Annotated in this window: 24 protein-coding genes and 1 pseudogene; 15 read left to right on the top strand and 10 right to left on the bottom strand. The window is 71.0% G+C overall.

The window, feature by feature from the left end; all coding sequences use genetic code 11:
* Nucleotides 1–56 precede the first annotated feature (56 nt).
* From ACICHK_RS02255 to ACICHK_RS02245, 3 genes are all read left to right on the top strand, one after another.
* Nucleotides 57–2,918 carry a thioester reductase domain-containing protein gene (locus ACICHK_RS02255; RefSeq protein WP_406835357.1) on the top strand — a complete coding sequence of 954 codons (2,862 nt, stop codon included), beginning with the start codon at nt 57–59 and terminating at the stop codon, nt 2,916–2,918.
* Nucleotides 2,915–4,051: an alpha/beta hydrolase gene (locus tag ACICHK_RS02250; protein ID WP_406835356.1), complete on the top strand. Its 1,137-nt coding sequence runs from the start codon at nt 2,915–2,917 to the stop codon at nt 4,049–4,051. The genes ACICHK_RS02255 and ACICHK_RS02250 overlap by 4 nt, the downstream gene beginning before the upstream one ends.
* A 62-nt stretch (nt 4,052–4,113) precedes the next feature.
* Nucleotides 4,114–4,893, top strand: a complete 780-nt coding sequence (locus ACICHK_RS02245) for an alpha/beta fold hydrolase (protein WP_151467787.1) — start codon at nt 4,114–4,116, stop codon at nt 4,891–4,893.
* 68 nt (nt 4,894–4,961) lie between these two features.
* Here ACICHK_RS02245 and ACICHK_RS02240 read toward each other — a convergent pair whose 3' ends face one another.
* Complete coding sequence (locus ACICHK_RS02240; RefSeq protein WP_406835355.1) at nt 4,962–5,519, bottom strand: HIT family protein; 558 nt, start codon at nt 5,517–5,519, stop codon at nt 4,962–4,964.
* 208 nt (nt 5,520–5,727) lie between these two features.
* Here ACICHK_RS02240 and ACICHK_RS02235 point away from each other — a divergent pair, with 208 nt between their 5' ends.
* Nucleotides 5,728–7,767: a calcium-binding protein gene (locus ACICHK_RS02235; RefSeq protein WP_406835353.1), complete on the top strand. Its 2,040-nt coding sequence runs from the start codon at nt 5,728–5,730 to the stop codon at nt 7,765–7,767.
* 268 nt (nt 7,768–8,035) lie between these two features.
* Here the strand turns inward: ACICHK_RS02235 and ACICHK_RS02230 are convergent, their stop codons facing one another.
* Together ACICHK_RS02230 and ACICHK_RS02225 are read right to left on the bottom strand one after the other, a co-directional pair.
* Nucleotides 8,036–9,355 (bottom strand): MFS transporter, encoded by a 1,320-nt coding sequence (locus ACICHK_RS02230; RefSeq protein ID WP_406835351.1) that lies wholly within the window; start codon nt 9,353–9,355, stop codon nt 8,036–8,038.
* Nucleotides 9,352–9,891, bottom strand: a complete 540-nt coding sequence (locus ACICHK_RS02225; protein WP_151467783.1) for a transcriptional regulator — start codon at nt 9,889–9,891, stop codon at nt 9,352–9,354. The genes ACICHK_RS02230 and ACICHK_RS02225 overlap by 4 nt, the downstream gene beginning before the upstream one ends.
* 175 nt (nt 9,892–10,066) lie before the next feature.
* On the opposite strand from ACICHK_RS02225, the gene ACICHK_RS02220 reads away from it, so the two are divergent.
* From ACICHK_RS02220 to ACICHK_RS02210, 3 genes and pseudogenes are all read left to right on the top strand, one after another.
* Nucleotides 10,067–10,426: a hypothetical protein gene (locus tag ACICHK_RS02220; protein ID WP_151467782.1), complete on the top strand. Its 360-nt coding sequence runs from the start codon at nt 10,067–10,069 to the stop codon at nt 10,424–10,426.
* A 120-nt stretch (nt 10,427–10,546) separates the two neighbouring features.
* Nucleotides 10,547–11,056 (top strand): hypothetical protein, encoded by a 510-nt coding sequence (locus ACICHK_RS02215; protein WP_406835349.1) that lies wholly within the window; start codon nt 10,547–10,549, stop codon nt 11,054–11,056.
* Nucleotides 11,032–11,891 (top strand): annotated as a pseudogene (locus tag ACICHK_RS02210) (alpha/beta fold hydrolase). Before ACICHK_RS02215 ends, ACICHK_RS02210 begins: the two are co-directional and overlap by 25 nt.
* Here ACICHK_RS02210 and ACICHK_RS02205 read toward each other — a convergent pair.
* From ACICHK_RS02205 to ACICHK_RS02195, 3 genes are all read right to left on the bottom strand, one after another.
* Entirely contained in the window at nt 11,804–12,544 is a 741-nt protein-coding gene (locus ACICHK_RS02205; protein WP_406835348.1) for an alpha/beta fold hydrolase, read from the bottom strand. The pseudogene ACICHK_RS02210 and the gene ACICHK_RS02205 overlap by 88 nt on opposite strands.
* Nucleotides 12,545–12,687: 143 nt before the next feature.
* The gene (locus ACICHK_RS02200) at nt 12,688–13,050 is read right to left on the bottom strand and encodes an STAS domain-containing protein (protein ID WP_406835346.1); all 363 of its coding nucleotides are present in this window, start codon (nt 13,048–13,050) and stop codon (nt 12,688–12,690) included.
* Between the two features lie 155 nt (nt 13,051–13,205).
* Nucleotides 13,206–13,730, bottom strand: coding sequence for an STAS domain-containing protein (locus tag ACICHK_RS02195; RefSeq protein ID WP_406835345.1), 525 nt, complete (start codon nt 13,728–13,730; stop codon nt 13,206–13,208).
* A 129-nt stretch (nt 13,731–13,859) separates the two neighbouring features.
* Between ACICHK_RS02195 and ACICHK_RS02190 the strand changes: the two genes are divergently transcribed.
* Nucleotides 13,860–14,210, top strand: a complete 351-nt coding sequence (locus ACICHK_RS02190) for a helix-turn-helix transcriptional regulator (RefSeq protein WP_406835344.1) — start codon at nt 13,860–13,862, stop codon at nt 14,208–14,210.
* A 389-nt stretch (nt 14,211–14,599) separates the two neighbouring features.
* Nucleotides 14,600–15,184, top strand: a complete 585-nt coding sequence (locus ACICHK_RS02185; protein WP_151467775.1) for a TerD family protein — start codon at nt 14,600–14,602, stop codon at nt 15,182–15,184.
* Nucleotides 15,185–15,480: 296 nt separating this feature from the next.
* Here the strand turns inward: ACICHK_RS02185 and ACICHK_RS02180 are convergent, their stop codons facing one another.
* The gene (locus tag ACICHK_RS02180) at nt 15,481–16,731 is read right to left on the bottom strand and encodes an MFS transporter (protein WP_406835342.1); all 1,251 of its coding nucleotides are present in this window, start codon (nt 16,729–16,731) and stop codon (nt 15,481–15,483) included.
* Nucleotides 16,732–16,828: 97 nt separating this feature from the next.
* On the opposite strand from ACICHK_RS02180, the gene ACICHK_RS02175 reads away from it, so the two are divergent.
* Both ACICHK_RS02175 and ACICHK_RS02170 read left to right on the top strand, forming a co-directional pair.
* Complete coding sequence (locus ACICHK_RS02175; protein WP_406835341.1) at nt 16,829–17,347, top strand: ArsR/SmtB family transcription factor; 519 nt, start codon at nt 16,829–16,831, stop codon at nt 17,345–17,347.
* Between the two features lie 141 nt (nt 17,348–17,488).
* Nucleotides 17,489–18,238: a maleylpyruvate isomerase family mycothiol-dependent enzyme gene (locus tag ACICHK_RS02170; protein ID WP_406835340.1), complete on the top strand. Its 750-nt coding sequence runs from the start codon at nt 17,489–17,491 to the stop codon at nt 18,236–18,238.
* Nucleotides 18,239–18,337: 99 nt separating this feature from the next.
* Here ACICHK_RS02170 and ACICHK_RS02165 read toward each other — a convergent pair whose 3' ends face one another.
* From ACICHK_RS02165 to ACICHK_RS02155, 3 genes are all read right to left on the bottom strand, one after another.
* A complete protein-coding gene (locus ACICHK_RS02165; protein ID WP_406835338.1) occupies nt 18,338–19,840 on the bottom strand; it encodes a DUF4246 domain-containing protein in 1,503 nt (500 codons plus the stop codon).
* A gap of 125 nt (nt 19,841–19,965) precedes the next feature.
* A complete protein-coding gene (locus ACICHK_RS02160) occupies nt 19,966–20,517 on the bottom strand; it encodes a DinB family protein (protein ID WP_406835337.1) in 552 nt (183 codons plus the stop codon).
* A 121-nt stretch (nt 20,518–20,638) separates the two neighbouring features.
* Nucleotides 20,639–21,391 (bottom strand): hypothetical protein, encoded by a 753-nt coding sequence (locus tag ACICHK_RS02155; protein WP_406835335.1) that lies wholly within the window; start codon nt 21,389–21,391, stop codon nt 20,639–20,641.
* 537 nt (nt 21,392–21,928) lie between these two features.
* Between ACICHK_RS02155 and ACICHK_RS02150 the strand changes: the two genes are divergently transcribed.
* The 4 genes from ACICHK_RS02150 to ACICHK_RS02135 all read left to right on the top strand — a co-directional run bounded on the left by ACICHK_RS02150 (nt 21,929) and on the right by ACICHK_RS02135 (nt 26,020).
* Entirely contained in the window at nt 21,929–22,564 is a 636-nt protein-coding gene (locus ACICHK_RS02150) for an HAD family hydrolase (RefSeq protein WP_406835334.1), read from the top strand.
* A gap of 560 nt (nt 22,565–23,124) precedes the next feature.
* Nucleotides 23,125–24,336 (top strand): M4 family metallopeptidase, encoded by a 1,212-nt coding sequence (locus tag ACICHK_RS02145; RefSeq protein ID WP_406835332.1) that lies wholly within the window; start codon nt 23,125–23,127, stop codon nt 24,334–24,336.
* A 70-nt stretch (nt 24,337–24,406) separates the two neighbouring features.
* Complete coding sequence (locus ACICHK_RS02140) at nt 24,407–24,709, top strand: protealysin inhibitor emfourin (RefSeq protein ID WP_406835331.1); 303 nt, start codon at nt 24,407–24,409, stop codon at nt 24,707–24,709.
* 321 nt (nt 24,710–25,030) lie between these two features.
* On the top strand, nt 25,031–26,020 hold the full coding sequence (locus ACICHK_RS02135) for an aldo/keto reductase (protein WP_406835329.1): 990 nt from the start codon (nt 25,031–25,033) through the stop codon (nt 26,018–26,020).
* The last annotated feature ends 17 nt before the right edge of the window (nt 26,021–26,037 follow it).

Below are 26,037 nucleotides of genomic sequence, written 5' to 3'. Positions count from 1 at the left end.
GGCCCGGCCCACCGAAGCGATGCGGAAAAGGACAGTGCAGGAGGTGAAAGGCTCACATGAGTGAAGTGGAAGTGAACGAGGACGCGGCGGCCCACGCCGGACAGCGGGCGGTCGGTGAGGCGATCGAGCGGGGCGACGGCGGGCCGGGCGTGGAGGCACTGCTGGCCAGGATCGGGCAGGCCGCCGCATCCCTGGCGACCGGAACCGGCACGGAGCCGGGCGCGGACACCCCGGCGCCCCTCACGGGGCACGGCGCGGACGCGGAGACCGGCGGGAGCGCGGGGAGCGCCGCGGCGTCCGGTGAGGGCGCGGACGCGGGTGCGCCCGCAGTCCTGCCCCGCGCCGGTGCGGCTGCCGGGCCGTTCGGTGCTGGTGCTGGTGCTGGTGCTGGTGCTGGTGCTGGTGCCGGACCGCACGCCGGTGGGTCCACCGTGCCGCCCGGCGGGGACGTGGGTGCCGGGGAGTTCCGCACCCGCGTCGACGCCGTGCCGTACGGCACGGATCCAGGTGGCGACATCCGTACCGGAACGCCCCGCGATGCCGGTGCCGCGTCCGGGCTCCCCGCGCCCGCCGTTCCCGGCGCGACCACGGCACTCGACCCGGTCGGTCCGGCCGCCTCCGCCGCCCCCGACGCGGACACGGACGCGCTGGCGGCCGTCATCGCCGCGGCGGCCGGCCCCTTCGTACCCGGGGGACATCTGTCGCCCGACACCGACTTCTTCGACGCCGGGGGCACCTCCGTGGGAGCCGTGGAACTCGTCGCGGCGCTGGAGGACGAGCTGGGCATGGAGATCGACCTCGACGAGGTGTTCGCCGACGCCCGCCCACGCAGCATCGCCCGGCGCCGGTCGGCGGCCGCGGGTGCCACGGCGACCGCCCCGGTCCTCGGCGCGCCGTCGATTCCGGCGGCCGCGTGGACCACGGCCCCGGCGACCGACACGAACGGCGCCACACGGGCCCCGGACGGCTCCGAGCTTTCCGCCCCGGCCTCCGCCTCGGGCGTGAACCCCGTTCCTCTCCCGGCCCTCACACGGGGTACGAGGCCGGCACCTGCCCCTGCCCCCGCCACGGACACCCCGTACGCCACGGCCCGCCCCGAAGACCTGGAGCAGATCCTGGCCGACCTCTCCCTGGCCGACCGCCTGCCCTGGACCGGCTCGCCCGAGCCCCTGCCGCCCCGCCGGATCCTGCTCACCGGCGCCACCGGCTTCCTCGGCAGCCATCTGCTCCTCGATCTGCTCAGACACAGTGACGCGCACGTTTACTGCCTCGTTCGCGCGGCCGACGAGGAAGCCGCCACGGCCCGTCTCGGCGAAGCGCTGAAGAGCCATCGGCTGCCCTGGTCCTCGGAGGTCCGCCGTCGGGTGACGGTGCTCCCCGGCGACATCAGGCGTCCGCACCTGGGCCTGTCCGACGGCGTCTGGAACGATCTCGCCCACGAACTCGACAGCATCGTGGGCGTGGCGGCGGCCGTGGACTTCCTGCGCGGCTACCAGTCGCTGCGCGGGAGCAACGTCATCGGCGCGCTGACCCTGGCCGAACTGGCGGCCACCGGACCGCCCAAGCCGCTGCACCACATCTCCTCGATCGCGGTCTTCAACGAGGTCGGCATCTCCTCCATGGGAGAGGACGACCCGCTCGCCCACGTCGACCGCCTCGTCGCGGGTTACGACCAGACGAAATGGGCCGCCGAGGTCGCCCTGCGGCGGGCCCGCGACCACGGGCTGATCGTCACCGCGATGCGCCCGGGAGGCATCGGAGGCCACACCCGCACGGGCGCCCACAACCCGCAGGACCTCAGCAGCGGTCTCATCTCGGCCTTCGGCCGCTTCCGTACCGTGCCCGCCTTCCACCGTCTGAACGCGGCCCCGGTGGACTGGGTGAGCCGGGTCGCGGCCGCCGTCGTCTGCGAACCCGACGCCTGGGGGTTCGACTACAACCTGACCGGCGTCCCCAACACCCTCGACGACGTCGTACGGGACATGGCGTTCGCCGGGATGCACGTGCGCGTACAGGACTGGGACGAGTGGCGCACCGACGCCCTGGCCCGCCTGGAAGCCGAACCCGTTCCCGAACTCGCTTTCCTCACAAGGGTGTTGCAAAGTCCCACCGCCCTCAAGCTGTGCGAGGCGACCCTGAAGGGGCCCGCCGCCACCGACGACCGCACCGCCGCGCTCGTCGAGGCGCTCGGACTGCGTCCCGCGGCCCGCTACGACGCCCGGGCCCAGCTGAGGACGTTCGAGCGGCTCGCCGAGGACGGCCTGGCCCGTCTCCCGCACAAGGACGATCAGCCGTACCTGTGGTTCTCCGAGACCACCGAGGGCACCGTGGGCCCGGTCGGCACCGACGCCGGCATCCCCTGCTCGATGGAACTCACGCTCTCCATCGCGGGCATGCACCAACTGGTGAAGGAGCGCCGGGTGGACGCCGGCGGTGAGCTGGTGTGCGCCGCGGTCCACCCCGCGCCGCTGCGCGTGGAACGCGGCGACGTCTGGATCCGTCCCGAGGAGGGCATCCCGCAGCGCCACGGTATGCGCGGCCAACTCCTGCGCTACCGGCTGACGTTGAGCGACACCGACGGAGGCCGGTGGTGGCTGGAGGGCCACAAGTACGCCCGTGCCCGCCGTGACGTGTGGCGGCAGACCCGCGCGCTGAGCGTCGAGATCGGCCGCGAGGGCGAACCGGCGAGCCTCGCCGGCGAGCTCGTCGTCCCCGCCGACAGCTACGTGCGCGACCAGATCGACGGCATCAAGGTGGACCCGCGCCTGACCGGCAGGGAGAAGCGCGCCGCCAAGCTGACCTGGCTCGCCTGGTTCGGCGCGGAGATGGGCCGCGGCCTGCTGGGCCCCTTCACCCGCGCCGCCGCGGACCTCCTCGACCTGCGCCCTGCCCGGACCCCCTCGGAGCGCCACCGATGATCTTCAGAACCGCCAACTCCCGTACCAGGCCGACGATCCGCAAGGTCAGGACGGGCACGGCCCTGCGGCCGCTGCGCCACCGCCTCGACCCGGCACGGGTCGAGGAGATCCCCTTCCACGCCGGGGACGGCGTACGCCTCGGTCTCACCCGCGTCGGCGGCGGGGACCGGGACCGGCCCGCCGTGCTGCTCCTGCACGGACACACCGCGTCCGCCGACATGTTCCTGCTCCCCGAGACCCGCAACCTGGTCGACGTCCTGCTCGACGACGGGTACGAGCCCTGGCTGCTCGACTGGCGGGGCAGCCGCAGGCTCCCGTACAACGAGACCGGCCAGAGGTACACCTACGACGACGTCGCCCTCCACGACATCCCGCGAGCCGTCTCGTACATCCGCGAACGCATCGGCGACCGGCCGCTGTTCGTGGTCGCCCACTGCATCGGCTCCCTCACCCTGTCGCTGAGCATGACGGCGGGGCTCGTGCCCGGGCTCGCGGGCGTGGTCTCCCAGGGCGTGTTCCTGACGCCGAAGCTCGCGGGACGCACCTCGCTGCGGATGACGGTGGCGGGTGAGCTGCTGAAGAACCGGATCGACCACATCCCGGTCGACTTCCGCAAGGTGGGCCTCCGGTCGCGCTACACCCCCCTGTTCGCGCTGGCCTCCCGCGGGGCGGACTGCCCGGACCCGACCTGCCAGATCCTCCACAACTCGGCCTGGGGATCGGGCGCTTCGCTCTTCCTGCACGAGAACCTGTCCGACGCCACCCACGACCGGCTCGCCGAACTCCTCGGGCCGGCGCCCCTGTGGATCCTGCCGCACCTGCGCCGCATCGAACTGGCCCGCAGCGTCGTCCGCTGGCACGACACGGACCACCGCTACCGGGCGCTGCCGCCCAACGCGCTGGACGCGGCCGCCCGCATCGACACTCCGGTCCTGCTGCTCGCGGGGAGCGAGAACGGACTGTGGCTGGACTCGCAGAAGCTCTGCCACGAGGTGCTGGCACACCGGCAGCCACAGCTGGACGTGTCGTACACCGAGATCCCCGCCTACGGCCACCTGGACACGTTCCTGGGCCGGGGCGCCGCCCTGGATGTCTTCGGCCACATTCTCGAATTCCTCGGCGACCGACGGTGACGAGGGCCTCCGTGACCCGTTACCGTACCGACCAGTAACCAGATCGCACTCCAGGAGACCCCATGCCGCAGCTCGAAGTCGATGGCGCCGCGCTGACGTACGACGACGAGGGCCCGCGCGACGGTGACGGTGTGCCCCTGGTGTTCATCCACGGCTGGACGGCCAACCGGCACCGCTGGGACCACCAGATGGAGCACTTCGCCCGGAAGCGGCGGGTCGTACGGCTGGACCTGCGCGGGCACGGGGAGAGCGAGGGGTCGGGGCGGCGGACCGTGGCGGAGCTGGCCGCCGACGTCCTCGCCGTCCTCGACCACCTGGAGCTCGACCGGTTCGTGCTCGTCGGCCACTCGATGGGAGGGATGATCGCGCAGACCCTGACGCTCGCCCACCCCGAGCGGGTCGAGCGGTTGGTCCTGGTGAACTCGATCAGCAGGATGAGCTACAGCCGGGGGAGGGGCCTGCTGATGGCGGTCTCGACCCTGGTGCCGTTCAAGCTGTTCGTGGCCGCCAACATCCAGCGGGCCTTCGCCCCCGGCTACCCGCGCGAGAAGATCCGCGAGTACGTCCGGGCCTCGGCGGACACGCCCCAGGAGGTGGTCATGACGTGCTACGGCGCCATGCGGTCCTTCGACGTCTTCGACCGGCTCGGGGAGATCGACACCCCCACCCTCCTGGTCCACGGCTACCACGACATCCAACTGCCCGTCTCGCAGATGCTGCGGATGGCGAAGGCCTACCCGGACGCCGTGGTGCGGATCGTGGACGCCGGCCACGAACTGCCCGTGGAGAAGCCGGAGGAACTCACCACCCTCCTCGACCGGTTCGTGACCGCCCAGCCGTAACCGAAGCACTCGGCGGAGGCGGAGGCGGAAGCGAACGGGCCGGCCGGTGCGGTCGGCGTGCTCCGTGATCAGGAGCCCGGATCCGCCTCCACCCCCTTCGGCGGCGTCCCACCGCGGTGACGCGATCTCCCGGTGCCGGTCCGGATTCCGTGACCCGCCTGCCCGGCGTTCGCGCGCTCGTCGAGCCGGGCACGGAGAGCGCGGGCCATGCGGTCGGCCCGGTCGGCCGGCACCCGTTCCCGCTCGGGCCGTCGAAGCAGCTCGAAAACACCTGGCCCGCGATGCTCCGACCGCAGGTCTTCCCCGCGCGGAACGATGTGGAAGTGCACGTGTGCGAAGCCTTCGGCTTCGGCGAACTGGACGATGTAGGTCTTGGCGCAACCGGTCGTGTCCCGAAGCGCCCGGGAAAGCTCGACCTGCCACATCCCCAGGCCGGCCGCCTCCGCATCGGTGAGATCGTGAACCGCGGTGACGTGACGCCGAGGAAGCAGGACCAGCCAGCCGGGAACCGCGGTGCCGAACGCGTGGGCGACCCGCCAGTGCCGGTCCGCCACCACACGCTCACGTGGCGGAAGGCGCTCGAACTCCGATTCCTTGTCGCACGCGTAGCAGTCGGGGGCCGTCATGAACCGAGATCGTAGGCCTGTCCCGCGCCGGAGCACCTGAAGGAGACGACGGGGTACCCGCCTGTTCGAGCGAGGTCGTGGACTCGGGGGAGGGGCGGGCGGGGCCGTGGCGAGGGGGCTCACTCGCGCGGATGGATTCGTGCGCCCGGTGAGTGCAACGCCGCTCGTCGTGGCCGTCGGCGCGTGCGGGCGGCGTAAGGCTGTCGCCATGTTCACAGCACATGTACGACCGGCGCGGCAGCGACAGGGTGACCGCCGCCGGTCCTTCCCGGCCCGGGCCGGGACCGTCGCGGCGGCAGTCCTGGCACTGGTCCTGACCCTCCCGGGCAGCGCCGCCGCGGTCCCGGGCGGCCTGGACCCCGCGTTCAGCGGGGACGGCAAAGTACTCACCGGCATCGCCGCCGACGACCATGCCGACGACGTGGCGGTACAGCCCGACGGGAAGATCGTCTCTGTCGGCTCTTCCGTCGACGACACGGCGACGGAGAGCGACTTCGCGCTGACCCGCCACAACCCCGACGGCACCCCGGACACCGGCTTCGGCACCGGCGGCACGGTGACGACCGCCGTCAACAACATGGGTTCGAACCTCCAGTGGAGCGAGGCGCACGCCGTGGCGCTCCAGGCCGACGGCAAGATCGTGGTGGTGGGCAGCAGCTGGCGGGAGTACGAGAACTGCTGCTGGTTCGTGGTGGCCCGCTACAACCCCGACGGGACCCTGGACGACACCTTCAGCGGCGACGGCCGGGTCTTCGCCGACTTCGACGGTCCGACCGAGGCCCGCGACGTGGCCGTCGACCCGAGCGGCAGGATCGTCGCGGCCGGCTACGCCGGGGGCCGGATGGCGGTGCTCCGCCTCACGGACAACGGCACCCCGGACCCCACGTTCGGGGGCGACGGCACGGTGACCGCCAACCCGGCGGGGCCGGTCCTGCAGGAGGGCGGGGACGGCCGCGCCCTGGTTCTGCAGCCCGACGGCAAGATCGTCGTCGGGGGCCAGGTCGGCTCGACCGCCTTCGACTTCGCGCTGATGCGCTTCAACGCCGACGGCGGCGTGGACACGAGCTTCGACGGCGACGGTGTCGTCCGCACCGACTTCGGCGACTACGAGTCCGTGGAAGGGCTCGCGCTCCAGCCCGACGGGAAGATCGTGGCCGTCGGCGGAAGCGGTACCAGGTTCGCCCTGGCCCGTTACCTCCCCAATGGGGCCCTGGACACGGGCTTCGGCGGCAACGGCAAGGTGATCACCCCCGGCGGCGTGGCGGCGGACGTGGCACTGCAGCCGGCGGACGGCCGGATCGTCATCGCCGGAAGCAACGGACCCGGCGGAGATTTCGCCGTCCGGCGCTACAACCCCGACGGCGGCCAGGACACCGGCTTCGGCACCGGCGGCCTCACGACCGCCGACTTCGGCGGCACCGACGCCGCCCATGGCGTCGCCCTCCAGCCGGACGGAAAGACCGTCGCCGCGGGCGGGGGCGGACCGAACGGCGACTTCGCCCTGGCCCGCTTCGAGGGCGGCGGTTCCCCGCCGCCACCGGCCGGCGTGGACCTGTCGGTGACGAAAACGGGTCCCACCACGGTCAGCATCGGTGACCGGGCCACCTACAGCGTGCGGGTGACCAACAACAGTGCCACGACCTCCGCAACCAACGTCTCCCTGTCCGACACGATCAGCGGCGTCGCCGCCTCGGTCGTCTCGGTGACAACCGGCTCGGGCACCTGCTCCACCACCGCCACCACCGCGAGCTGTTCCCTCGGCACCCTCGCCCCCGGAGCCACCGCCACGGTGACGGTCGCCGCCGAACCGCGGGCCGTCGGCACCCTGACCGACCGGGCCACGGCCGGTGCCGCCCAGACGGACCCGAACTCCGGCAACAACACCGCCACGGCGACCACCGCGGTCGACAACGCGCGCGGCTGCACCCGCGTCGGAACCAGCGGCAACGACACCATCACCGGCACCGGCGGCAACGACGTGATCTGCGCCCTCGGCGGCGACGACACCGTCAACGCGGGCAACGGCGACGACACCGTCCACGGCGGGTACGGCAACGACCGCATCGACGGCGGCTCCGGCAACGACACCCTGACCGCGGGCCCCGGCAACGACAACCTGATCGGCAACTCCGGCACCGACAAACTCGACACCGTCGACAACGTGTCCGGCAACGACACCGCCAACGGCGGCCTGAACACGGACACCTGCACGACGGACGCGGGCGACATCCGCCTCAGCTGCCCCTGAGCCACGAGGCCGGCACGGGCCACGGCCCGCGCGCCGACGCCTTCCCGGCACCCGCCGCAGACGAAGAGGACCCCGTCCCGGAACCCGGGACGGGGTCTTCGCGGAGCGCCGGGCAGGCCTTGCACCTGCATCTCCCCGCAGGAAGCGGGACGTCTTTCCTTGGACCACCGACGCATAGCCGTTCGGCGCGGCTTCCGCCGACCTCAGCTCAAGATCGACTATAGCAGGCGGGGCGCGCCGCATCCGGCGCCGGTCCGTGCGCGGTGGTTCAGCGCTCCGAGACCTCGGCGGGCTGTTGCCGTCCGGGGACGCCCTCCCGGACGGGCTCCCCGGACGCCGGGTGGCCCGCACCGCCGGTCGAGGCAGCGCGGCGCAGCGCCGCCTCGACCCGGCGGTTGCCGGTCATGGTCGCCGTGACGGCGGTCATGGCGAGGAGCAGCCCGGCGGCGGCGTAGAGCGGGGTGCGCACGTCGTACGTGGTGGCCAGCCAGCCGCCGAGGAAGGCGCCGAACGGGGCGGCGCACATGGCGAGCATGCGGGAGGTGGAGGCGACCCGGCCCATCAGGTGGGCCGGGACGATCGCCTGCCGGAGGGAGGGGCCGAGCACCATCGTGGCGCCCATCCCGGCCCCGCAGACGGCGAGCGCCAGTCCGGCCACGTACGGGTTCGGGGCAGCGGCCAGGCCCAGGACGGCAAGCCCTTCGACAGCGGCCGTGCAGGTCAGCGCGGTTCCGGTGCCGAGTCGTCGGCCGAGGAAGGAGGCGATGCCCGCGCCGAGCAGGCCGCCGGTGGCCTCCGCCGTGAGGAGCAGGCCGAAGCCGTAGGTGTCGATGCCGAGACGGTCGTGCGCGAAGAGGGCGAGTACGGTCTCCACGGCGACGAAGGCGACGTTCCCGACCGCCGGACGGAGCGCGAGCCCGAGCAGCAACCGGTCCCGGAAGACGTACGCGGCCCCGGCCCGCGCCTGCCGGAGCAGCGACTCACGGGCCTCCGGCACGGGCCGGGGCACGGCGGGCAGCGACCGTACGAGCAGTGCGGAGAGCATGAACGACACCGCGTCGGTGAGCAGCGGAACCGCCCGCCCGAGCGCGAGCAGCGCACTGCCCGCGGGCGGTCCCGCGAAGCCGGACGCCGCGGTCTGGGCGCCGCGCAGACGGGAGTTGGCGCGCTCCAGGAGGGCGGGGTCGCGGCCGAGAAGGTCCGGCAGGTAGGCCGTGGCCGCCGTGTCGAAGAAGAGTCCGCCGAGGCCGAGCAGGAAGGCGACGGCCGCGAGCAGCGGAATGCTCAGCACGTCGAGCGCGGCGGCCGCCGCCGGTATCGCGAGCAGCACCGCACGCGCCGCGTCCGCGACCCACATCGTGCGCCGGCGGTCCCAGCGGTCCACCAGGGCGCCGCCGAGCACCCCGAAGAGCAACCACGGCAGCGTCCCGGCGGCCGTGACGACGGCGAGCGCCATCGGATCCCGCGTCAACGTCAACGCGAGCAGCGGCAGCGCGGCGTGCGTCACCCCGTCACCGAGCGAGGACACCGTCTGCGCGGTCCACAGCCGCCCGAACCCGGTCGGCAACTTGTCTGTCCTGGAGGTCACTTGGCGTCCCCTTCGGTCTGCTGGTGCCGCGCCGGATGGAACAGCGCGAAGACGAGTGACGTGTCCGGCAGTGACGGATCGGACAGTTCCCGGTACTCGTCCGCCAGTGCCTCCAGCCGCGCCCCCAGCTCCGCGAACTGCTCATCGGTGAGCCGCAGATGGGCCATCCGCACATGCCGCTCGGCATCCGCCGGCGCCGCCTCCAGGTCCGCCACCGCGTGCCGCATCAGCACATCCGGCCCGCCCTCGCCCGGATCCGGCAGCACGATCGCCCGCGCGGCCATCGCGTAGTACCGCTCGGTGACCCCCCGTACCTTCCGCGTCCGCACCACCTTCACCAGGCCGGCCCGCTCGAGCAGCCGCACGTGGTAGCTGGAACTCCCCTTCGCGAGGCCCACCCGCTCGGCGATCTGCGTGATCGTCGCCGGCTCGAAGCGGAGCACGGCCATGATCCGGTGCCGCGTGAGGCTGGAGACGGCGCGCAACTGTTCGGCGGTGGTGACGTGAAGCGTCTCGGGAAGATCATCGGTAGGCATGCGCTCAATGGTCAACGTTTCTTGACCATTGAGCAAGAGGGTTCCGCGCGGTTGTCCGGAATTCGCTGTCCGGCGCCGGTCGGAAGTGCCCCGTTCCGGTGCAACCCGGCCGATCGGCGTCCCGGATCGCGCCACCGTCGCTAGCATCCCGAGACCGCACAACCTTGGGGAATTCATGACGAACGATCTGCCGCCGATGCCCGACGTCCCACCCGCCGTCGCACCGAAGCCGTCCACGACGAGGCGCCGCAACCTGATCGTGGCCGTCGCCGTCGCGGGTGCCCTCGCCGTCGGCGGGATCGTCCACTGGGCCGGTCGGCCGTCGTACAACGACATCGTCAGGGGATGTCAGAGAGCCCTCGTCGCCCAGTACAAGGCCGATGGGAGGGGCAAGCCGTCCGCCTGCGACGGCGTGAAGGGCGACGACTACGACGCGCTCGTCCTCGGCGCGGCCATGGGCGACCTCGGCTGGCTCGACGACGACGGCGACTTCGACAAGGACAAGATGCTCGAAGGCCTTCTCGGCGAGCCGTAGTTCCCCAGTGGCACCGGTGCCCCGGCACAACCGGCGCCGCAGGCGCGGGCACGGGCACGGGCGCGGGCACGGGCACGGAATTCGGTGGTCGGAGCACCGCATCGCCTCCACCATGGGCGCATGGACCGACTGCGGCACAGCGCTTGGCGATACGTGGCGGAGGTGCTCCCGCCCGAGGAACTCCCGATGCTGGCTGCCCACGCGCTCGTCGACGGGCGTGATTCCCCTGCTCTGCGCGAGCTGGCCGGGCTGCCGCGCAGGGGTGAGGGGGCCGAGATCCGTGCCCTGTACGTCCAGGCCCTGGAGGAACTCGGCATACCGCTTCCCGACGAGGGGACGGCGGGCCGATGCCTCCTCGTGAGTCTCGCGTTCGGTCTCGAAAGGGGTGAGCTGACCCCCGAGGGCGTGGCCGGCCGTTTGTCGATGACGATCGCGGCCGACACCCGGGAGGAAACACGGTTCCTCTCCGTCGCGGCGGAGTACGGCGAATGGACCGGTCCCGACGAACTCCCTGTGTGGGAGCGGGATCTGAGGACCGCCGCCCGCTCCCTGAGTGCCTCCACCGACCTGGGGTACGTTTCGGAGGTGGATCAAGGCGGTGAGCGATGGCCGGCCCTGGCCCGGAACTGAGATCACCGGCCTGGTGTCGACCTGAGGAGGCGGGTGAATCGGTCGCCGTGGTGCTCGTTCACGGCCTGTACCACCGTCCCGAGCACTTCGCCGTGGTGGCGGAACGCTTGCGGACCGCGGGAACCGAGGTCGTCGTTCCCGAGCTTCACCGGGGCTCGTTGCCCGCTGACACGGCCGTGGTCCAAGCCGCCGTCGACGCGCTGCCGGAACCTCCGATCGTGCTCGGTCACTCCTACGGCGGGTCGGTGATCACCGGAGTGCGCGGAGCGGGACACCTGGTCTATCTGGCGGCTTTCGTGCCGGACGCCGGCGAGAGCGCGGCCGGTCTGGGCGGGGCGTCCCCGCAGCTCCAGGACGCGATCAACCCCGAACCCGACGGCTCGACCAGCCTGTGTCCCGACCGGCCGCCGACATCCTCTACGGCGACTGTCCCGAACCTCTCGCCGCCCGGGCGGTCAGCCTGCTGCGTGCGCAGGCCCCCGGCTGTGGGCGCGGAGTCCCGGAACGCCAAGGCTGGAAGCACACTCCCTCCACCTACGTCGTCTGCGGACGGGACCGGGCCGTCGACGCGGGTCTGCAGCGGAAGATGGCCTCGCGCTGCACCGACGTGCGCGAGTGGGGGACGGGCCACTCCCCGTTCGTCGGGCGGCCCGACCTTGTCGTCGGACTCCTGCGGGAACTGAGGGACCGGCTGGTCGCCCGGGCGTGGATTCCCGTGCCGGTCCGGTCGACCACTGCCCTCGGGGGTCAGTCCTCGTACAGGCCGACGCCCCCGCCGGCCGCCGCGCGCACCAGGACGTCGGCCAGCTCCACCGGGGTGGAGAGCATCGGGTAGTGGCCGGTGGCCAGTTCGAAGAAGGTGACCGCGGGTTCGGCGAGCTTGGCGAACCGCGGCAGGCCGGTGCCGTGCAGCGTGCGGGCGAACTCCAGGCTGAGGCCGTTGGCGAGGCAGAACACCCCGGTGGTCGGGAGCTTGAGCCAGGCGCCGGTCAGCTCGATCGGCTCGGTGACGGTCCGGACGGGTTGCGGGGTGGCCAGGCGGTGGTAGCGCTCCAGCTCCGACGGCGGGACGGCGTGCACCGCAGGGATCTCCTCGGGCACCGGGACGAAGCCGTCGATGGCGTGGTCCAGCAGGCCGAGCTGTGGCATCTGCGCCACCACCGACTCACCCGACTCCGGGAAACCGGTGTCCACGAACACCACCCGGGCGACCTGCCCGGGGTGCCGGTCGGCCGCCGCGAGAGCGGGGAAGATGCCGTAGCTGTGCGCCACCAGCACGATCCCCGGCCCCTCCGTGTCGAGCAGCTCCGCCACGGCGTCGATGTGCTCGCCCAGCCCGACGTCGGCGGGGTCCTCTCCCGCCCGCTCGGCCATGCCGGGCAAGGTGACCGGAAGCGCCCGATGCCCTTGCGCGGTCAGCTCGGCGGCCACCGCCTCCCAGGCCCAGCCACCCATGAAAAGCCCCGGGACCAGCAGAAACGTCGTCATGACAGACCTCTTTCGAAGCATTGCGTGCGGTCGGTCAGGACAGTAGGACTTCCCCCTGGGGGAGATTCCAGCCGTTCCCGGCGCGCGGGCCCGGCAGGATCCGCCGGACCCCTTCCCGCCCGGACCTCCCCGCCGTGGCCGGTTCAGGCGGCGAGGGCTTCACGGAGGCCGGGGTAGCAGGGGATGACGGCATCGACGCCGACTCTCCGCAGAGTGCGCCGTACGGAGTCGGGAACCCCGGCCAGGCGCAGCCAGCCCCCGGCGCGGGTGAGGTCGCGGTGGGTGGCGAGGAAGGCGTTGATGCCGCTGGAGTCCATGAAGGACACATGCTGCATGTCGACGATCACGCAGGACCGACCGGCGAGGCGGTCGGGGGCCAGGGCCTGGACCAGGGGCCCGACGCTGGCGTGGTCGATCGCACCGGAGACGGTCACCACGACGATGCCGCCGGAGGCGGTGGAGGCGACCTCCAACGGGTGCGGCCGGTACGCTTTCTCGCTCTCCACGACGTTTTCCCCAGCGTCCTCGACGACGGATACGACCTGGTGTTCTGCCCTGACCGGTGCCCGGCACCGTCAGGGCCGGCGGTTGCGTGAGGTCCTGCCGGCCGGGCGTGACGGGCCTCGCGGCTGGACCGGTTCCACCGGGTGATCGGCTTCCTTCAAGCGGGCTCGGACACGAGCAGTGACGGGAAGCGGGCACGCTGCACATCGACACCGGGCGGTGTTCCCGGCTTCGGCGGGGCCAGGGCGACGGGCTCGCGACGACGCGGTTCCGCGCACCGCGCCTGCGGGGGCGAGAAGAGCTCCTGAACGCCCACGAGGTCGAGCAGCCTGACGATCGCGGGGTCGGCGGCCTGGATGGTGACGGCCTTGCCCTGGCCCAGGGCCCGGTGCCGGAGTTCCAGCAGCACGTTCAGGCCGGCGCAGTCACAGAAGGTGAGCCCGCTCAGGTCCAGCTCGAGACCGCCGGCCGAAGCGGCGAGGGCTTCGCCCAGTCGATCCCGGACCTGACGCCCCGAGACGAGGTCGAGTTCACCCCGCACCGCCACCGGGGTCGGATCGCCGCTCGGCGCGGACGACACGGATACCCGGCCGGACGGAAGCAGCCCCGCGGTGCCGCCTTCGTCGGGGCAGGGGGAGTCGGGCGCCGTGAGGGTCCGGGCCCGGTGCGAGGGTTGCTTCATGGCTCACTCCCACATGCGTTCGCGTGGTCCACTTCAACGTTCCCCCAGGAAGGCAACGTACGTCAACTGATACGTGAACGGTAGTACGTGTTTTTGGATACGCGCATGCTTGCTCAGTAGACTCGGAGCATGGATGGGGTACCCGAGTCACACAACGGATGGACGTTCCTGACGAACCACGCTCGCGTCCTCGCGGCCATCGCGGACAACCAGAGCGCTCGCGTCCGCGATATCGCCGCCCGGTGCAGGCTGACCGAACGGGCGGTGCAGAAGATCATCGCGGACCTGGAGCAGGCCGGATATCTCTCGCACATCCGCCAGGGGCGCGGCAACATCTACCAGATCGACCCCGGCAAGATCCTGCGCCATCCGACCGAAGCGGGTCAGGGGCTGACGGTGGCCTCGCTCCTCTCGCTCCTCATTCATGACGAAGCCCATCGCGCGGCACTGTCCGGCGAGCCCACGCACGCATCCGGGTGACGGCCGACGGCGGTGTCGCCTTCGCGAGTGGTCGTCCATCGAGCGGCCGCCACGCGAGCAGCGCCCGTGTCGGCGTGCCGTGGCGGGGACCGCGGGTGGTGATGGGGGCTCGCCCGGTGGTGCGCCCGTCGGTGTGACCGGCTGAACTGACGCCCGCGAGGGTTCCCCGTATCGCGCGGGTGTCCATCCCGCCCTGCCGTCCGCCGGGCCCGCACCGTCACGAAGACGTCGCACGGCCGCCGCGGCGGAGGCGTCGACGGCCCGCGCGGGAACGTCCGGTGCCGCGACCGCGGCCGAGTCCGGCGAAAGCGGACCCCGCGACTGTGGAACCAACGAGGGCCCAGGCACACTCTGCGTGGTGTAGCCCTGATCGAGAGGACGGCCCAGGCATGATCACGCTCACCAAGGAAGACGGCCCCGCGGACCTGGACGGAGTGACCCATCTGTCCATCGGCGTGTCCTGGGATCCCACGGCCGGCAGCAGTGGTGGAGTGCTGGGCAAACTGCGCCGCAAGTCGGGTACCGACCTGGATCTGATCGCCATCGCCATGCAGGGCCGGGACCCGGTACGCCTCGCGGGCCTCGACTCGCTCGACCCCATGGGCAACGGCTCGTTGGTCCACAGCGGTGACAACCAGACCGGGCACGGGGACGGCGACGACGAGACGGTGACCGTCGAGTTCGCCGGGATCCCGCCCCACATCACGTCGATCGTGTTCGTCGCCGCCGCGTACAAGAAGGGCAGCGCCTTCGAGAAGGCGCGCAACATCAGCTTCAAGGTGTACGACGCGACCGGCGGGAGCTCCCAGCAGGTCGCCGACATATGGCCCAGCCTGCTCACCCAGGACAACGGCTGTGCCGTGGCGAAGGCGATGCGGGTCGGCACCGGCTGGAAGCTCGAAGTCATCAACACGACAGGGAAGATCAAGCAGGGGGACGAGCACGCCCTGATGCGCTTCGCCGTCAGCAAGTAGTCCGTCGACGGAGTCGACGGAGCGGTGACCGCTGAGCCGGCCGACGCCTTCGCGAACGCTCCGCCATCCTGCTTCTCCCCGCCGCGACCGGCCCGCGTGCCGCCTGTCGAGCGGCGTACGCGGGAGAGGAGCGGATACGGGTTCGACGGCACCGGCCGCGTACGAACAGGCACGCACGACATCGCCGCCCGCCCCCGCCCCGCCGCAGGACGCGGGACGGGCGGCGGTGGAACCGGCGGGCCGCGGCCGGAACACCGCGGCGGGTTCCGGCGGCCCGTCTCCCGGCGTCGCTCCCTCTACGGCGCGTCGGCCTCCTCCGTCTCGGGCGTGGACCGGGCGCCGGCCGGTGCCGTGGTGCGCGTGGTGCGGCCGGTCATGGCGAGCACGGCCGCCGCGGCCAGGCCGAACGTACCGGCGGCGAGGAGCTGTACCCGGTAGTCGAGGCCGGCCACCATTCCCGTGCCCAGGAGCAGGGCGAGTCCGGTGGGCGCGTACATCAAGGTGTTGGCCGTCGCCGCGACCCGGCCGAGCAACTCGGGCGGGGTGTGCCTCTGGACGGCTGTCAGCGCTGCGACGAGCGGGCAGGGCAGGCCCAGCCCGAGTGCCAGGCTGCCGCCGAGGACGACGGGCGTCCAGGGAGTCGCCCGTGCCAGCACGCCGACGGCGAGGAGGGCGAGTCCGGCCGCCGGGAAGGTGCGCTCGGGCCACCGGCGCATCAGTGTGCCGGCCGCCAGTCCGCTGACGACCGATCCGAGGCCCTGGAGCGAGGTGAGCACACCGGCGAAGGCCGGGGACCGGTGGAGTCCGGCGTCGAGCATCGCGTACGTGGCCGTGCTGCTGAGGGCGCCCAGCACCAGGGCCGTCCCGCTGGTGGCGACGAGCGGGCGCAGTACCGGGTGCCGCTGCAGGTAGCGGGCTCCTTCGGCGGTCTCGGCGGTCCACGATCGCTTGACGCGTGCCGCGGGCGGGGCTTCCTGCACCCGGATCAGTCTGAAGGCGGCCGCCGCCAGGACGAAGGTGGCCGCGTCCAGCAGCGCCACCGTCGGCCCGCCGAAGGCGGTGAACAGGCCGGCGCCGGCCAGCGGAGCGAGCAGCTTCATGCTCTCGATGGCGGTGAGCACCAAGCCGTTGAAGTCGCCGCGCAGTTCGTCCGGAACGGCGGCCGCCACCAGGGCCGTCTCGGCCGCGTCCGTGAGCACCATGCCCGTGCCGACCAGGGTCAGCACGGCGAACAGCAGCCAGACCTGCTCCTGCGAGCGCACCACGAACGGCGCGGTCATGACGGCGGCCAGGACCAGATTGGTGGCGACCAGAAGCGGGCGGCGGCGCACCCGGTCCGCCACGGTGCCGATCACCGGCCCCGCGAACGTCGGCAGCCAGACGCAGAAGCCCACGAGCGCGGCGAGGCTGCTGGAACCGGTGAGCGTCTTGACCCAGATCCCGGCGGCCAGCGACATGGCCGAGTCACCGAAACCGGAGACGATCACTCCGCCCAGATAGAGACCCGCGTTGCGGTCCCGGAAGACCTTCGACGTGTTCCAGCCCATGTCCGCCCCCTTGGCGTGTGTGGCTGCACAACCTACCCCCAATCATTTGATTGGTGGTAGCGGGCCCGTGGTGCCGACGTGCGCTTTACTGGCTTGCGTGACCGATACCGATCCCGTGCTGCGCGCGCTCGCCCATCCCGTGCGACTGCGGATGCTCAGCCTCATGTGGCCGGGGCCGATGTCGGCCGCCGAGCTCTCCCGCGAGTTGGACATCTCCCACGCGCTGGCCAGTCAGCACCTGCGGCGCCTGGACGCGGTGGGCCTGGTCGAGCTGGCGGAGGAACGCACTCGCCGCGGTGGCAGGGAGCGCCGCTACCGCACCGTCCAGGGCACGCCGTTGTCCGACCAGCACGACGGGACCCCGATGCTGGCCGAGACCATGGCGCACACCCTCCGGGAACGCGCCAGGCGGCGCGTGGAGGGCGGCGAGGGCGTCACCGTCGACGCCGAACTGTGGGTGGACCCCCGGACCTGGCAGAGCGTCCGACGACGACTCGCGGAACTCGCCGTCGAGCTCCACGAGGCGGCCCGGCCGCCGCACACGCCCGGCACCACCCCCCTGGGCGTCAGCATGATGGCCTTCCCCCTGCAGGACGTGACGCGTCCCCAGGAGTGATCCGCAGGAGTGATACCGGTTCCAGCCGAACGCCGTCACGCGGTGTCCGGACGGTTGCTTCGTCCTTGGCTCGTGCCGCCGGACCCGCCACGGTGCCTTCGTTCGCTGACGGCTCACCGGATGCGCGAAAGAATGACGACTGTGACCGAGACCTCCGGCATCACCCTCACGGGCATCGACCACCTCCTCGACGAGATCCAGGATTCCGTCGCGCGCGTCGGCGCCCGCCTGGGCTCGCTGAGCCACCTCCAGGCCCGCGAGCCGTCGGCGTTGCCCGGCTGGAGCCGCGGCCACGTCATCACCCACCTCGCCCGCGGCGCCGACGCGTACCGGTGGCTGCTGAGGTCGGCGCGCACCGGCGGGGAACCCGGCCCGCGGGCGGACGCCGCCGCCCTGGACCGTGCGCTGCGCGAGGGGGCCGAGCGCTCCGCCGATGAGCTCGTGGCCGATCTGCGCGACAGCTTCGACCGACTGCTCGACGAGGCCCGAGCCGTGCCGGCCGAACGCTGGTCCATCCTGGTCACCGCGCTCGCGGGATGGCGGCACCCCGCCTGGTTCACCCTCCAGCGCTGCCGACGTGAACTCGAGACGCACCACGTCGACCTGGACCTGGGGCACACCGCGGCCGACTGGCCCTCCGACTACGTCACATGGGCACTCGACGACACCGTCGCCGCGCTCACCGCACGCGACTTCCCGGTCGCCCGTATCCAGGCCACCGACCTCGACCGCGTCTGGACCCTGGCCCCGGCCGGTCCCACCGTCATCGGCACGGGGCATTCCATCCTCGCCTGGCTCGCCGGGCGAGGTACGGACGCGCGGCTCCGGTCGGACGTTCCGCTGCCGACCCCGCCCCGGTGGCCGCTCCCGCCGACGCCGGGCTGGTCCTGAGCCCGGTGCCGGTGCGGATCGGCCGCGAAGGCAACGTCTGTCGTCGTGTCTCAGGCGTCCACACCCTCCCGACCTGTCCGCATTCAGGGCGGAAGAGGTTCAGTGCTCGCAGAGGGAGAATTCTCGTTCGTAGAGCTGCTCGTTGTGTTCGTCGACGAAGAACTTGCGTTCCCGCATGAGTTGTTCGCGGTAGTTCTCGGCCTGTTCGAGCGTCATGGTCGAAGTCTCGGACCACGGTTGCTGCGGCGGCACATCGGAAGTCGAAACGATCTTCTCCGACGGGTCGACCAGGAAGAACGCGAGGATCTTGCGGTGTCCCGGGCGGGTCGGGTCCGTGAGGCGGAACGAGCCGACGCGGTGTTGCAGGATGTTCGGGAACGCCAGGCAGCGGCCCGCCGGGGTCGACGCCGATCCCAGCACCTGGTTCAGGGCGTCCGCGTCCTCCAGGCCGTAGACCTCGCGCATGCCGTCGTCGTCGCTCTGTTCGTAGTGGGGGTCGTCGAGTGCCGCCCGGAAACTCAGCCGGCTTTCGGTGATGTTCTCGCTGTCCCAGTAATAGATGCCGGTCGAGACGATCCGCTCGTTCAACATCCCCTCGACATGCCAGGAACCACCGGGGTACTCGGGCTTGTCCGGGGTGAGATGAATGGTGGCGAGCTTGACGATGACCTGGAGACCGCGGCCGCGCAGGTCGACCCGGGCGGATTCGTCAGGTGACTCGGGCGGGGTGAAGACCGGGGCGTCCGGGATGGTCGGGCTGCGGTTCTCCCACCAGTCGTCCTGAGCCTTTTCCCATACGCGGACGGCTTCCGTGTAGGCCTCGTCGTCACTGTAGGACGATTTGTCCGGATAGTTGGGCTCCTGCGACTCGTACCACCCGTAAGGATCGACCTCGATGCGCAGGGGCCGCGGATGACGCAGATCGGTGAGCACGTTCTCCAGCAGCGGGCGCATGGACGCGAACAAGTCCGGGAGCACGGAGGCCAGTTCGCGATGCGTCTCGGGGTGGACGTTGTTGACGTACGAACGGAAGACGACATCGCCGTCGTCGCTGACGTCGACGTCCGTGGGCAGCCACTGGAACTTCTCCGAGAACTCGTACTTCGAGTAACGGTCCGTCGGGTTCCGCCAGGCCCGCTCGGGCGCGCCGCTCGCCTCCCGCACCAGGCAGAACAGTGAGGGATGAACCAGATCCAGTACCTGGCCGTCGGATCCGGGGTGCCAGTCCTGTTCTGCTTCGGGGACCTGTTCCAGAACCCGGACCGCCTCGCGCAGCCGGGATCCGAGCTCGTCGTCGACCAGCGTGTCCGACTGCCACACCCCGTCGACGGCGGACACCTCGACGCCGGTTCGTCCGTCCCGCAGCGCGGCGTAATGCGCGAGTTCGGCAAGCACGTAACGAACCTGCGCTTCGGTGAGGCCCTGGGAGACCGCTTCTTGCGTCCACCTGGCGACGATGTCGGCGTCGTTCATCTTGTCGAACCACCCGGGCTTCGCCCGAATATGGGCACTGCACTGCATCATCTGAAGTTCCCGCAGCGTTCGGGGTGTCGCGAGCGATATGGAACGGGAAGCATGAAAGGGCAGCGGGAAAGCAGACATGTCAGTCAATTCTCTGGGTCCTCCCAGTCGGTGTGCGGTGGCTGGAAGGCTACTTCAGCGGACTGACACCGCAGCCCGGCCCTGCCGTCACCGGCGCGGGAGCTGGCCGAGAGGGGGGAAGGAAGTCACAGGCCGATCGCCCCGTCGATGCGCTCGCGGAGCAGGTCGGCGTGGCCGTTGTGGCGGGCGTACTCCTCGATCATGTGGATGAGGACCCAGCGCAGCGAGACCGTTCCGCGCCAGGAGTCCTCGCCCTCGATGTCGAGGCCGGGGGCTTCGGTGACGAACTGTTCGGCGAAGGCCACCTCTGTCCGCCACGCCTCCCAGGCTGTCGCGACGACCTGAGGGTCGTCCGTGGCGCCGTCGAAGTCCCCGTCGGGATCGGTCGTCGAGGAGAAGAGGGGCGGCGCGTCCTGCCCGGCCAGGACCTGGCGGAACCAGCGGCGTTCCACATCGGCGAGGTGCCGGACCAGGCCGAGCAGCGAGAGCGCGGACGGTTCCACGGACCGCAGGGACAACTCCGGTCCCAGACCGGAGCACTTCAGCCGCAGTGTCGAGCGCTGGGCACTCAGGACATCGATGAGCATGCGCCGTTCGTCGCCGGTCGTCGGGCCGGTGAACCGGCGAGCGCCGTCGACGTCGTCGAACAGGTCGCCTCTTCTGGTGGGGCCGTTCATGTCCGCCCTTCGGTTCGCGTCGGTCCGCGCGGCCCCGATCACTGACAGGGTCTGTCCGGTGGACCGCACGCCCAGGGCGACTGTCTCGGAAGGCCGTGCGTCGTGATCGTATGACGGATCTTCATGTCTGTCCGGAACCCGCCAGGGCGGTGAGGACGCGTCGGGTCTTGCTCTCGGGATGTTCGGAGAGCGTCACCCCGCGCTCCCGCACCGCCTCCTCCAGCTTTCGCTGCTTGCGTTCGGCCCGCTCCGTCAGCTTCTCCAGGTCGTCCTCGTCCTTCGGCTTCACCCGGATCGATCCCTCCAGGAAGTCCAGACCGGCGACCGACCACGCCTCCAGGTCCACGTCCAGGTCGTCGAGCTGGACGTCGTCGAACTTCGTCGAGCGGATCGGCCCCAGCGCGACCAGCCCGCCGAGCGGGACGGCGGGCACGCAGGCGTGCAGGAACTGTTCCTGCACGGAGTCGATCGCCGTGGCGGGGTCGGCTCCGGTCCCCACCGCACCCGACAACGCTCCCGGCGGGTGATCGTGAACCAGGGAAGCGGACAGTACGCGGCTCTTCCCCGACCAGTCCTCCTCGATCTTGTACGTGAACGGCTCCGCGTCGAACGGAGCGGAGAACCGGCCGACCAGCTGCTCCCGGACGCATGGACGCAATTTGACGGTCAGGTCGTCCGCATCGCCGCCGACCCTGAACCTCACGATCACGCCGCCCTCCAACAGGGGCACGCGTCCCTGGGCGACGCCCTCCCGGTCCTCGGCGAACCAGATGCGGCGCGTGATCATCGCACTGTCCGATGCGCCGAGGGCCGACAGCGCGGCCGCCGTGTCGTCCTCGATGTTGACCTTGATCTCGACTGGCGAGAGGTGCATGGCGTCGCTCCCACACGTTGTCGCGTACGTCCCGTAGAAGGCCCCTGGACGGAGGCGTCGAACGCCGTCCGCTGGATCTGGAGGTGAATGATGTCGATCGTCGCCGGAAGTCACCGAGGGGGTTATTCCAGGATATCCGATTCGATGAGATCTTCCCGTCGGCCTCGGAGCAAGGCCCAGGAAGACAAAGCCGGTTGAGGAGATGACGTGGAAGCCGTCCCGTCGCGGGGCTGACCGGCCACCGATGGCTCAGGGGCGACTCGTAATCACCGCCACTCCGTATTTATTTCAACTGTCCGAGATTAAACGGCATTCGCCTACATCCCGGGATGCGAAAGCGCAACCGGGGGCGGACGATGGAGTGGCCGGGAGTCCGTTCCCGGAACGCCTGTGCGCCGCGGAGCGCCGGGGTTCCTCGTATCGGGCGGCACCCGCTCCTTCGGCTCCGTTCGCTCCCGAACGGGCCTTGCCGCTCTGGCCTTTTCGCTCGGGCGCATGCCGATTCCGGATCCGGTTTCACGTCGCGGAGGCACCGAGATGCCCGTGCTCTTCTTCGACATAGGAGCGACCTTGGCGGACGTCCGGAGGGAGGCGGACGGTTCACTGGTGCTGTCGCCCCTGCCTCGTGTCCTCGCCGTGCTCGAAGAATTGAGCGAGGTGCGCAAGGGCGTCATTTCCGACCCCGGTCCGGGTGAAGGCGACACGGAACGTGCCGCGTCGGCCCTGCAGAAGGCGTTCCCCGGCCGTTTCACGGACGACGCGCTCGTGCACTGGGGTCCCAAGGACAGCCGGAAGATCTTCGACGAGGCGGTCGCCGGTACGGCGGAGGAGGGTATGGCGCCCGCTGCGGCCGATGAGTGCGTCTTCGTGGGTGAGGATCCCCAGGAGCGCGCGTTCGCGAGGGAGGCCGGGCTGCGTACGGCGGCTCACCCCGTGTTCACCCGCGCCGCCATGGAGGGCCGCCCCGTTTTCCGGGCGCGGATCGAGCTGTCCGAGGGGCGGGGGCCGCTCGCGCTGAAGGCGGTCGCGAACCGGACCGAGGTCGTGCTCGTGCGCATCGCCTCCGCCCGGCTCGTGCTGGCCATGGCGAGCACGAGCGGAGCCATGGCACTCGAACAGGCCGGATTCACGGTCGACTTGCGGGAACCGGTGGAGGGCACGGCGGCATTCTGACGGAGCGGGGCGTGGAGGAGTCGGCCCCGGAAACGCCGACGGCTGGTGACGTCGGCCCTTCCCGGGGCAGTGGGGCGCCGCCATGGCCGGTGACCACCGGCGCCGCGTTCGAAGTGGCCGGGTGTGCGCAGAAGTTGTTGCCCCGGGAAAGCTGTCGACAGGTCCGCGTCGTCGTGCGAAAAAGTGCCTTGTTCGGGGTGCGTGTCGATGGTGCCGAGAGGATACTCGAAGTAGACACGGTTCTCACCTCTTCGGCCGTGCGTGCCAAGCAGATGGTGAAACCGCTCGCTACACGGCTGAGCCGGCATCCCGGAACTCACCGCGCCGTCCGTATGTACGGAGCAGGTGTCGTCCGGCGCGTCAGACGCGATTGTCCGGTCACGGCAAAACCGTCCGCCTGGTGATCGATACCGTCGGTGTGCTGCCTCCGGCGCAGGCGACCGACGACGGCGAGCTCCGGTCGGGCCCGGTGTGATCGTCCGGAACGCGAAGAACGATCCACGCAACAACATCCGAGGAGCAGCGCTTCACCGCTCCTCCTCATGTGCGCGAGGTGTTCCATGACCAGGACCTGTCACCTTAACTGCATCATTCCCCCACACATTCTCGAGAAGCTCCTGAGGAGTGACGAGAGCGAGGTGCGCCAGGCGGCGCTGGACACCTTGCTGACCACCTCTCGGTTGCGGGGCGAGCGAGGGGTTCGGGCGTCCTTCGCCGGTGCCGCCGCCGCCCCCGTCGGCGGTCGACGGACCGTCTTCGACTGCAAGAACAGGACCTTCCTGTCGTCGGCCGTTCTCGCCCGGTCGGAGGACGGAGCGGAGTCCGCGGACGGTTCCGTCAACCGGGCGTTCGACGGACTCGGTGCGACGCGTGATTTCTACAGGACGGTGTTCAACCGCAATTCGATCGACGGCCACGGGATGCGTCTGAACGCGTTCGTCCACTTCGGCAAGAAGTTCAACAACGCCTTCTGGGACGGGCAGCAGATGGTTTTCGGTGACGGGGACGGAAGGATGTTCTCCGACTTCACCGGATCCGTCGACGTGATCGGCCACGAGCTGGCGCACGGAGTCACCGAGAACACCGCGGGGCTCGAGTACCACAACCAGTCCGGGGCCCTGAACGAGTCCATGTCGGACGTCTTCGGATCGCTGGTCAAGCAGTGGTCGCTGAGGCAGTCGGCCGACGAGGCGGACTGGCTGATCGGGCCCGAGATCTTCACTCCCGGGATCGACGCCGACGCCCTGCGCTCGATGAAGGCCCCGGGGCACGCGTACGACAACGACCTGTTCGGCAGGGACCCCCAGCCCGACAACATGGAGAACTACGTCAAACTGCCGGACACCGAGATGGGTGATTTCGGCGGAGTGCACGTCAACTCCGGCATTCCGAACAAGGCGTTCTTCCTGGCGGCACTGCGCATCGGCGGATTCGCGTGGGAGGCTCCCGGACTCATCTGGTACGAATCGCTCAAGGCCTCCCACTCCGAGACCCAGTTCCAGGAGTTCGCGAACACCACCTACCGGAAGGCCGCGGAACTGTTCGGCGACGACAGCGCCGAGCAGTTGGCCGTACTGGCGGCCTGGCAGGACGTGGGCATCCAGATCAGCGGGATCCTGGCAGGCGTCGCCCGGGCGCGGAGCCTCGCCGCCAACCGGAGCGGTGGTCCGGGCGGGGACAGCGGCCTGGCGACCGTGAACCAGCAGATCGGCGCACTGGCCGCCCAGGTGACGGGGCTGGCCAAGGACGTGACCGCGCTGAAGAGCAGATGACCGCCGGCGGTCGACGCGGGCGGCCCCGACGGCGAGGAGTGCCGGTCGGCCGAGCGGGAGGGCGTGCCCGATGAAGGTGACCTGGGCAGCGCACGGAGGGCAGGCGGCCGCGATCCGCCTGGGTCTCCCGCCCAAGGTGCTGGACACCGATGCCCTGCCCGAGAGCGCGGCGGTGGAACTGGACCGGTTGGTGGCGGCGGCCGTCCCGGAGGCAGAAGAGGAACGGCCCGGCCACGCCAGGGACGCGATGAGCTACACGATCACGGTGGAGGACGGTGGCCGCTCGACCACTCTCACCCGGTCCGACACCACCATGTCCCCGGCGTTCGCCGCCCTGCTCAGCCGGCTCGAGGAACACTTCGCGCAGCAGTGACACGCGCTGGTGGGCGTCGCCCGGGCGCTCGCCAGCGGGAGTTCGAAGCGACGGGCGGGGCCCCGCTCTCCGGCGGGGTGCCGTCCGCCGCCGCGTCCACCGCGACTCCCGGCAACGCGCCGGCAGGTCCGGGGCCGACTTGCGTTGGAGAGCGCTCCAGGTCGTAGCGTCACGCACGGTACGGCTCACGAAGCCCACGGGTCCGGTGCACCTCACAGGATGCCGGGCCGTGAAAAACGTCGCTAGATGGACGAGGGGCTCCGTGCTGTCCGACGAACGACGAACGACGAACGAGTGTGCAGAGAGAGGCTGGGACGCGGTATGCAGAAGCGCAGTCTGCGAGACCTTCAGGTATCGGCCATCGGCTTGGGATGCATGGGCATGTCCGCCTTCTACGGATCCGCGGACCAGGAGGAGGGGATCGCGACCATCCGGCGCGCCCTCGACCTGGGGGTGAACTTCCTCGACACCGCGCAGATGTACGGGCCGCTCACCAACGAGTCGCTCGTCGGCGAGGCGATCCGGGGACGTCGCGAGGAATACGTGATCGCGACGAAGTTCAACTACCGGATGGACGATGCCGTACCCGGCGACATCAGCACGGTCGGCCCGCAGGACGGCTCGGCCGAGCACGTCCGGAGCTCGGTCGAGGGTTCCCTGCAGCGTCTGGGGACCGACCACATCGACCTGTACTACCAGCACCGGGTCGACCCGAACGTACCCATCGAGGAGACGGCCGGCGCGCTGGGCGAGCTGGTCGCCGAGGGCAAGGTGCGGTACATCGGCCTGAGCGAGGCGAGCGCGGAGACCATCCGGCGCGCCCACGCCGTGCACCCGGTCACCGCGGTGCAGAGCGAGTACTCGCTGTGGTCACGGGATGTGGAGGCCGAGGTGCTGCCCGCCTGCCGTGAACTGGGCATCGGCTTCGTGCCGTACTCGCCGCTCGGCCGCGGCTTCCTCGCCGGCCGGTTCAGCTCGCCGGACGAGCTGGACGCGAACGACTGGCGCCGCGAGAACCCGCGCTTCCAGGACGCCAACCTGGAGGCGAACCTGCGGCTGGCGGCGAAGGTGAAGGAGATCGCCGCCGAGAAGGAGGTGTCCCCGGCCCAGCTGGCCATCGCCTGGGTGCTGGCCCAGGGCGAGCACTTGGTGCCGATCCCGGGCACCAAGCGCCGCACCTACCTGGAGCAGAACGCCGCCGCGGTCGACATCACGCTGACCAAGGACGACCTGGCCCGCATCGACGCGGAGCTGCCCGAGGCGGCTGGTGAGCGCTATGACGAGGCGGGTATGCGCTCCGTCAACCGTTGAGACGCGTCCGGTCGGCG

Source organism: Streptomyces sp. AHU1, assembly GCF_045343905.1.
Classification (GTDB): Bacteria; Actinomycetota; Actinomycetes; order Streptomycetales; family Streptomycetaceae; genus Streptomyces; species Streptomyces triticiradicis.
Note: the sequence above shows the minus strand (reverse complement) of the source record. Positions and strands in the feature narration are given on the sequence as shown.

What these genes read in the sequence shown, in the direction of transcription:
- ACICHK_RS02255 (WP_406835357.1), top strand. Translation starts at nt 57, where the DNA reads ATGAGTGAAGTGGAAGTGAACGAGGACGCGGCGGCCCACGCCGGACAG.
- ACICHK_RS02250 (WP_406835356.1), top strand. Translation starts at nt 2,915, where the DNA reads ATGATCTTCAGAACCGCCAACTCCCGTACCAGGCCGACGATCCGCAAG.
- ACICHK_RS02245 (WP_151467787.1), top strand. Translation starts at nt 4,114, where the DNA reads ATGCCGCAGCTCGAAGTCGATGGCGCCGCGCTGACGTACGACGACGAG.
- ACICHK_RS02240 (WP_406835355.1), bottom strand. Translation starts at nt 5,519, where the DNA reads ATGACGGCCCCCGACTGCTACGCGTGCGACAAGGAATCGGAGTTCGAG.
- ACICHK_RS02235 (WP_406835353.1), top strand. Translation starts at nt 5,728, where the DNA reads ATGTTCACAGCACATGTACGACCGGCGCGGCAGCGACAGGGTGACCGC.
- ACICHK_RS02225 (WP_151467783.1), bottom strand. Translation starts at nt 9,891, where the DNA reads ATGCCTACCGATGATCTTCCCGAGACGCTTCACGTCACCACCGCCGAA.
- ACICHK_RS02220 (WP_151467782.1), top strand. Translation starts at nt 10,067, where the DNA reads ATGACGAACGATCTGCCGCCGATGCCCGACGTCCCACCCGCCGTCGCA.
- ACICHK_RS02215 (WP_406835349.1), top strand. Translation starts at nt 10,547, where the DNA reads ATGGACCGACTGCGGCACAGCGCTTGGCGATACGTGGCGGAGGTGCTC.
- ACICHK_RS02205 (WP_406835348.1), bottom strand. Translation starts at nt 12,544, where the DNA reads ATGACGACGTTTCTGCTGGTCCCGGGGCTTTTCATGGGTGGCTGGGCC.
- ACICHK_RS02195 (WP_406835345.1), bottom strand. Translation starts at nt 13,730, where the DNA reads ATGAAGCAACCCTCGCACCGGGCCCGGACCCTCACGGCGCCCGACTCC.
- ACICHK_RS02190 (WP_406835344.1), top strand. Translation starts at nt 13,860, where the DNA reads ATGGATGGGGTACCCGAGTCACACAACGGATGGACGTTCCTGACGAAC.
- ACICHK_RS02185 (WP_151467775.1), top strand. Translation starts at nt 14,600, where the DNA reads ATGATCACGCTCACCAAGGAAGACGGCCCCGCGGACCTGGACGGAGTG.
- ACICHK_RS02180 (WP_406835342.1), bottom strand. Translation starts at nt 16,731, where the DNA reads ATGGGCTGGAACACGTCGAAGGTCTTCCGGGACCGCAACGCGGGTCTC.
- ACICHK_RS02165 (WP_406835338.1), bottom strand. Translation starts at nt 19,840, where the DNA reads ATGTCTGCTTTCCCGCTGCCCTTTCATGCTTCCCGTTCCATATCGCTC.
- ACICHK_RS02160 (WP_406835337.1), bottom strand. Translation starts at nt 20,517, where the DNA reads ATGAACGGCCCCACCAGAAGAGGCGACCTGTTCGACGACGTCGACGGC.
- ACICHK_RS02155 (WP_406835335.1), bottom strand. Translation starts at nt 21,391, where the DNA reads ATGCACCTCTCGCCAGTCGAGATCAAGGTCAACATCGAGGACGACACG.
- ACICHK_RS02150 (WP_406835334.1), top strand. Translation starts at nt 21,929, where the DNA reads ATGCCCGTGCTCTTCTTCGACATAGGAGCGACCTTGGCGGACGTCCGG.
- ACICHK_RS02145 (WP_406835332.1), top strand. Translation starts at nt 23,125, where the DNA reads ATGACCAGGACCTGTCACCTTAACTGCATCATTCCCCCACACATTCTC.
- ACICHK_RS02140 (WP_406835331.1), top strand. Translation starts at nt 24,407, where the DNA reads ATGAAGGTGACCTGGGCAGCGCACGGAGGGCAGGCGGCCGCGATCCGC.
- ACICHK_RS02135 (WP_406835329.1), top strand. Translation starts at nt 25,031, where the DNA reads ATGCAGAAGCGCAGTCTGCGAGACCTTCAGGTATCGGCCATCGGCTTG.